5 protein-coding genes are annotated in these 6,238 nt (G+C 62.5%); 2 read left to right on the top strand and 3 right to left on the bottom strand.

Annotated features, from left to right (window positions below; all coding sequences use genetic code 11):
* The 3 genes from A5624_RS09800 to A5624_RS09790 form a co-directional block, all read right to left on the bottom strand.
* Positions 1-1,245: aldehyde dehydrogenase family protein (locus A5624_RS09800; protein ID WP_066865298.1), on the bottom strand; the 1,245-nt coding region annotated here is incomplete at its 3' end.
* Positions 1,246-1,278: 33 nt separating this feature from the next.
* Positions 1,279-2,373 (bottom strand): amidohydrolase family protein, encoded by a 1,095-nt coding sequence (locus A5624_RS09795; protein ID WP_231998012.1) that lies wholly within the window; start codon positions 2,371-2,373, stop codon positions 1,279-1,281.
* A gap of 175 nt (positions 2,374-2,548) precedes the next feature.
* Positions 2,549-3,775 carry a cytochrome P450 gene (locus A5624_RS09790; protein ID WP_197498204.1) on the bottom strand — a complete coding sequence of 409 codons (1,227 nt, stop codon included), beginning with the start codon at positions 3,773-3,775 and terminating at the stop codon, positions 2,549-2,551.
* Positions 3,776-4,098: 323 nt separating this feature from the next.
* On the opposite strand from A5624_RS09790, the gene A5624_RS09785 reads away from it, so the two are divergent.
* Complete coding sequence (locus A5624_RS09785) at positions 4,099-4,788, top strand: TetR/AcrR family transcriptional regulator (RefSeq protein ID WP_066865295.1); 690 nt, start codon at positions 4,099-4,101, stop codon at positions 4,786-4,788.
* Between the two features lie 279 nt (positions 4,789-5,067).
* Positions 5,068-6,238, top strand: a 1,171-nt coding sequence (locus A5624_RS09780) for a CaiB/BaiF CoA-transferase family protein (RefSeq protein ID WP_232002236.1), incomplete at its 3' end; no start/stop codon positions are given.

The following is a 6,238-nucleotide window of genomic DNA, read 5'->3' as shown; positions in this document are numbered from 1 at the left end:
GTAGATGGAGTCGTTCGCGATGCGGATGGCTTCGTCTTCGGAGCGATAGGTCATCACCGCCAGCACAGGCCCGAACACCTCCTCCTGGCATAGGCGCATGTCGCTGCGGCAGTCGACAAATGCCGTCGGTTCGTAGTAGAAGCCGCGTTCGAGATGTTCGGGACGTTTGCCGCCGACCACCAGCCGCGCGCCGTCTTGTAAGCCCGCCTGAACGAAGGATTCAATTCGCTGACGCTGCTGATCCCTGATCAGCGGACCGACGACAGTTGCGGGATCACGCGGATCGCCGACGGTAATCATCGGGGCCATCGCTTTGAGGCCCTCGACATACGCTTCGAGCAGGTGCTCGGGCAACAGAAGTCGCGACGTGACGGTGCATGCCTGTCCGGCATGCATCAGCACCTGACCGAATCCTATTCCCGCAACGTCACTTTCGGTGACATCGCTGAGAACGAGGTGCGCACTCTTGCCGCCCAGCTCCAGCTGTGCGCGTTTCATCGTTGCCGCCGATAGTTCGCGGATGCGCCGACCGGTCGCCGTCGAACCGGTGAACCCGATCATGTCAACGCCTCGGTGCGTGCACAGCTCCTCTCCCACGTCGGCACCGCCCACGACCACGTTGAACACCCCGGGCGGGAGGCCCGCTTGCTCGCCAACCTTGGCCAGCTCCAGGGCGTTCATCGGAGTCCACGGGTGTGGCTTGAGTACCACAGTGCAGCCGACAGCCAAGGCAGCCAGGCACTTCTGAATGTTGATCGAGAAAGGAAAGTTGAACGGCGTGATGACTCCGACCACCCCGACCGGTTCGCGGACCACTGTCACGCCGCCCAGGCCGGTCGGCGAAACCACGGGGCCGCCCGGTGTCTCCACCCACGTCACATCATGTTCGACGAACTCGCCGTAGTAGTGGGCCGCCTCGATGGCACCGCCAACCTGAATCAGGTCCGTGATGAAGCCGGTCGAGCCGATCTCGGCGACGATCAGCTCCCGAAGCTCCGCTTTGCGCTCGTCGAGGATCTCAGCGAACCGCTTGATGATCTTTGCCCGTTCCCGGACGGACATCCATGGCCATGGCCCTTCGTCGAAAGCCCGCCTGGCAGCCTCGATCGCCATGGCCGCCTGCTTTTGTCCACCCTCGACGACTCGTCCGATCAACTCCTCGGTGGCCGGATCGATGACGTCGATGGTGCCGAGGGCATTGTCGCTCAACCACTTACCGTCGATGAAGCTCTGGTACTCCCGCATCAAACGAATCCGTCGGCCAGTGAAAGGGATTGACTACGCCAGCGCCGGATACGGGGCGGGCTCAAAGTCGAAAACCCGGCGGGCATTGCCCTGCAGCACCTTGTACTTGTCGAGGTCGGACCGACCGTCGAGTGCCTTGTGAGCGGCCTGAAGGGAGTTGGGCCAAAGGCTGTCGGTGTGCGGATAGTCCGTTTCGATCATCACATTGTCGACGCCGATGAAGTCGAGATTGGCCGCCCCGAAGTCATCCTCGATGAAACAGCCGTACATGTGGTCGCGGAAGAGCTGCCGCGGAGCCTTCGGGAAAATTTCAGGATCGGTTGGCACCGGGGTCAAGCGCATCGTGGCGGGGTCAACCGCCCAGTTGTTGGCGCGCAGGTATTGGTAGTCGGCGGCGACATGTTCAGCACGCTCGATGAGGTAAGGGATCCAGCCGATGCCGCCCTCGGCCAGCACGATCTTCAGATCGGGGTATTTCTGCAGCTTGCCCGAGAACAACCAATCCGTGGTTGAGTTCGCCAGATTGAGATTGATGTTGACCGCCTGAACCCCGAAAGGTGCGTCAGGCGACGTAGTGGGACTAACCGACGACGAGCCGATGTGTGTGCACAGCGGCATCTTCGTCTCGTTCACCACCGCGAAGAAATCATCCCATGCTCCCGAGTGGATGGACGGAAATCCCAGCGGGTGCAAGTTCTCCGAGAAGGCAATGGCTTTCGCGCCCTTGCCGGCGCACCGCAGCGTCTCCTCGACGGCCAGTCGGGTATCCCACAACGGGACGATGACCATTGGGATGTAGCGACCAGGCGCCGCCGCGCACCACTCATCGATGACGAAGTCGTTATAGGCCCGCACGCACTTGAGAGCCAGGTCGCGGTCACCGAGGTGGGCGAACATCTGACCACAGAACCGTGGGAAGAACGGAAAGTTCAGTCCCGCGATCACATGGTCCTCGTCCATGTCAGGGATGCGGGCGACCGGGTCGAAGTAGGCACGAGGCATCTCGTCGTAATTCACTGGCAGCGGCGAGTATTCGGGCGGCCGCTGGTGAGCCGCGACCAGGATGCCCATCACCGACGCGCGCGCTTGGTCGTATATCCACGTATCGACGCCGTCGATGCGCTCCACGTGTGGCACTCGATCGCGGTCGGCGGCCGATGCGCGGTCGACCCATAGGTTCGGGGGCTCGATGATGTGGTCATCGACGGAGATCATCCACTGAAGATCTTGCTTGTCCACGGGTTCCTCCCTGATGTCGCTATTACGTTGGCTGCGAGACGGATCGGCGGTCGCATGCCGCCTCTCACCGGCCGATGCGGGCGCCCGGCGTGAAGACGACGGGCAGGGCGCGGTAGCCCCGGGTGACCGAGTTCCCGTGAAAATCAACTTTTGCCCTAGGGGGGATGGCGTAGTCGGGTATCCGATTCAGGGTCTGTTCGACGCCCACCCGAAACTCGAGCCGGGCGAGATTGGAGCCCAGACAGCGATGGACGCCGGCTCCGAACCCGAGGTGGCGGTTTGTTTGCCGGTCGAGAATGCACTTGTTCGGCTCGTCGAACTCGCGCGCGTCGCGGTTGGCGGCCGCATAGTTCACGACGACCGTCTCACCGGGACAGAACTTGTGGTCGCTTAGTTCAACCTCTTCCGCGACTGAGCGATGCAGTCCGTGGACCGAACCGGCGAACCGGATGAATTCCTCTATCGCCGCGGGCATCAAACCGGCTTCGCGTACAAGTCGGTCGCGATCTTCGGGATGGGTGCCAAGATAGAAGAAGGCGAACGACATTGCGCTAGAGGTTGTTTCGAGCCCGGCTTGCACCAGCAGCATCACATTCGCGACAACGTCGTCGAAGCTCAATTTCTCGCCGTCGATCTCGGCGGCGAGTAGAACGTCGATCAGGTCGTCACGCGGCGGTTCACCACGACGCTTGTCGATCTCGTCGCGTACGCGGAGGTAGAGATTTGTCATCGAACCGTTTCGGATGTCTTCGCTCTCCCCATTGATCGCGAGGTCGGCTGTCTCGATGTAGAGCGGCACGTCCTCAACGGGCATGCCGAGTACGTACCGGAAGAACACGATCCCGGGTTGCTGCCATGCAACGTCTGCGAGATCGCCGCTGCCCAGCTCGATAAAATTGTCGATCAACCCATCGGTGACCGCGCGCACCTGGGGTTCCAGCTCCTTCATCCGGCCCGGAGAGAAATACGGATTGAGAACCTTGCGAAGCTGTTGCTGCCGTGGGGGATCCAAGGTGATCACGATGTCGCCGAACGACATCGGGTTGCCCTCGAGTCCCATGGGCTTGCTGGAGAAGCTGCGCCAGTTCCGCAAAATCTCGTAGCAGTCGTCGTAGCGAGTGGCGATCCACGCGCCCCCCGGCGTGGGGCCCAGGAATGGCACGTCCTGGTGACTGAACGGTCCGTTCTCCCGCATCACCGAGTAGACCTCGTAGAGGAATTCTTGATCGTTGAAATCCTCGTGACGAAGGTCGAGGTTCCGGGCGTGTTCCTCCGGTGATTTGCTCACCATGGGTAGTCCTTTCCGCCCCTGCCGACCTCGAGACACCGCCAGCGGTCAGCCCGGCCAGACAGCCACCACCGAGGGGCCGACCACAGTCCAGGCACGCCGCAGTCGTACCGCCGTCCACGTGCCATCTGCGCCGGCCCTCTGATTTCTCGCACACGCCGAAATTTGCTTTCGCAGCACAGTAAATCGTCGAATGCACGGAGTCAAGTCGCACTCGATAACTATCTGACAGCGCTTCGAATCGACGCGCCCGCGCAGTGTGCGCGAACGGGCGGCACGCGTGCAGGCTTCCGCTCAGCCGACGGGTGCTCGCTAAAGTATGTGTGATGACCACAGGCGCGCGGCGGCGAGTTCGCGACAAGGACGGCAAACAACGAGCCCTCCTTGAAGCGGCCGCTGAGGTGTTTGCCGAAGCGGGATACGCGGCCGCGGCGACGAAGGAGATCGCCCGTCGCGCGGACTGCTCGGAGGCGATGCTATTTCACTACTTCGGGGACAAGCGAGGCATCTTCGAGCAAGTCGTTTCTCGACAGATCGCGGACCTGGTCAGTGAGGCAGAAGAGCAAGTCGTGGCGGACCTGCCTACGCGCTTCGAGGACTATATCGAGCGGCTTTTCTTTGCGAGATTGAGGATCGATGACCGGGACAGCGGCGTTCCCGGCTGGGACATTTCCGGTCGGGCGTTGTCAGATCCAGACTTCTCGCTGCGGGTGCTGCAACCCAATCACGCACGCCGTACGGCCGTTATCGCCGAAGGCGTTCGCCACTACCAGGCCGCGGGGCAGATCCGGGCCGACGTCGACGCCGACCTGTTCGCCGAGCTGCTGGCCAATTTCATCATCTTCACGACGAGCCTCGGACCACGCTGGTTTGGTACGGCTGAGTCGGACATCCGCGCGCAGATCGAACTGGGTTCGCAAATCCTCGCCAAAGGGGTAAGCACGTCGACTACGAAGCCGCCCGCCAAACGCAGCGGGCGGGGCGAACGGACCCCCAAGGTGCGTGCGGCCGACTGAAAGCTTAACGACTCAACCGCGGCCAGCGTTATCGAGTCACACTTGACACGTCAGCTTTCGCGTCGCTAGCGTCGTTGCAACCAAGCCGCAACCATGCGGATGCAGAACACTCTGCTCGATCGGCACGAGCGTGAGGACAGGAAGTGGCGTGTGTGCACTCATCGGGGTGGGTAACTCACTTCGGCAGACATTGACACGGAAAGCCGCACGATGATCGCTCTGCGTGGGGTTCGTGTCGTCGAGTGGGCGACGGAAATTTCGGGCCCGTACTGCACCAAGTTGTTCGCCGACCTCGGAGCGGAGGTCGTCAAGATAGAGAATCCGGACGGGGATCCGTTCCGCCGCAGGATGTTTGGCGATCGACACGACGACGGCGCGCTGTTCAAATTCTTGAACGCCGGCAAGCGTTCAGTCGTGGGCACTTCGTTGGCCGACCTGGAGCCTCTGATCGTTTCCGCCGATGTGTTCGTCGATTCTCTCGGCCCTGGGGCACTCGACCGCGAGGCCCTCCTACGGCGAGCGCCACACCTGGTGATCGTGGCGCTCTCTCCTTACGGGTTGACCGGACCGTACCGGGACCGACCCTCGACGGAGTTCACGATCCAGGCGGAGAGCGGAACCCTGGCGTTGCGAGGTCGTTCGGACCAACCGCCCATTCAAGCCGGTGGCCGAGTCTTCGAATGGGTGATGGCCAGCTACGCCGCCGTCGCGGCGCTTGGCGCATTGCGGCGGGTTCAACTCGGCGGCGCAGGCGAACTCGCGGACTGCTCATTGCTGGAGGCGTGTCACCTCAGCGCCAGCGGGTTCGCCGACCTCTATCACGGACTGGCCGGTCGCCCGCCATTGACCGTGCCGGCGCGACAGGTTGAAATCCCTTCCATCGAACCGACCGCCGACGGCTGGGTGGGCTTCAACACCAATACCCGCCAACAATTCGAGTCGTTCCTAGCGATGATCGGCCGACTCGACCTACTCGATGAGGACCCAGCCTGGGCCCTCGCCACGACCCGGTGGGAACGCCGGGACGAGTGGAATCGGATTGTGCGGGAATGGACGACGCAACGTTCCACAGACGAGATCGTCGCGTTGGCCTCCGATCTGCGGATCCCCGTCTCACCCGTCAACAATGGCCAGACCGTGTTGGACCACCCGCAGTTCGCGGCGCGCGGCGTGTGGGGCAGGTATGCCGACGACAGCTTTACCCACCCGTTGGCGCCCTACCGGATCAATGGCCGACGACCCGCCCCCACCGCCGGCGCTCCCCCGCTTGGCGAAATGGCAAAAGTACCCGCCCACAACAGGATTACGACCGGAGCCGAAGGTGCACCGCGACTTCCTCTGGAGGGCATACGAATTCTCGACGCGACAGCGTGGTGGGCGGGTCCCTCCTCCACCCACATTCTCGCCGCGCTGGGCGCTGAGGTCATTCACCTGGAGTCGACAGACCACC

It is taken from the genome of Mycobacterium sp. 1482292.6, assembly GCF_001672995.1.
GTDB lineage: Bacteria > Actinomycetota > Actinomycetes > Mycobacteriales > Mycobacteriaceae > Mycobacterium > Mycobacterium europaeum_A.
This window is presented reverse-complemented; position numbering and strand designations above follow the sequence as displayed.